We start from the raw sequence: 781 nt of genomic DNA, 5'->3' as shown, positions 1-781 counted from the left end.
GCCGGAGGACCAGTAGTCGGCGGAGCCGCCGTCCTTGGACGGCTTGTCCATGTAGCGGAGCGGCGTGCCGTCCCCGTTGATGTTGATCAGCTCGCCGATCAGGTAGTCCGGCTTGTCGGCGGGCAGGTTGGCGTACCACTCGACGCCGGTGCCCATGATGTCCGAGGTGGCCTCGTTCAGGCCGCCGGACTCGCCCGAGTAGTTGAGGCCGGCGGTGTTGGAGGTGACACCGTGGCTCATCTCGTGGCCGGAGACGTCGAGCGCGGTCAGCGGGTGCGTGTTGCTGGTGCCGTCGCCGTACGTCATGCAGAAGCAGCTGTCGTCCCAGAACGCGTTCACGTAGTTCTTGCCGTAGTGGACGCGGCTGTAGGCGCCGACTCCGTCGTTGCGGATGCCGTTGCGGCCGAAGGTGTTCTTGTAGAAGTCCCAGGTGACGGCGGCGCCGAACTGGGCGTCCACGGCGGCGGACTGGGTGTTGGAGGCCAGCCCGTTGCCCCAGCTGTTGGTCGAGTTGGTGTAGAGCGTGCCGTTGCCCGAGGTCTTGCCCGCGAGGTTGGTGGTGTACTGGCCGCCGCGGGTGGCGTCCTTCAGCTGGTAGGTGCTGCCGCTCTGGTTGGTGGTCAGCGGCACGGTGCCGACGAAGACGCCCTTGCCGGTGCCGGTCGCGTTGGCGGTCTGGATCTCCTCGTGGGTGGAGAGCACCTCGCCGCTGGCGGCGTCGGTGACCAGCTGCTGGCGGCTCGGGGTGCCGTCGGCGCGCATGCCCTCGACGGTCGTCCGG

1 protein-coding gene is annotated in these 781 nt (G+C 68.4%); it reads right to left on the bottom strand.

Annotation, left to right across the window (positions count from 1 at the left end; all coding sequences use genetic code 11):
• The coding region (locus UK12_RS32810) for a M4 family metallopeptidase (protein ID WP_231591481.1) at positions 1-762 on the bottom strand (762 nt) is incomplete at its 3' end.
• Between the last annotated feature and the right edge of the window lie 19 nt (positions 763-781).

Source organism: Saccharothrix sp. ST-888, from assembly GCF_000955975.1.
Lineage (GTDB): Bacteria > Actinomycetota > Actinomycetes > Streptomycetales > Streptomycetaceae > Kitasatospora.
The sequence above is the reverse complement of the archived record's forward strand: the minus strand, read 5'-3'. Positions and strand labels throughout refer to the sequence as shown.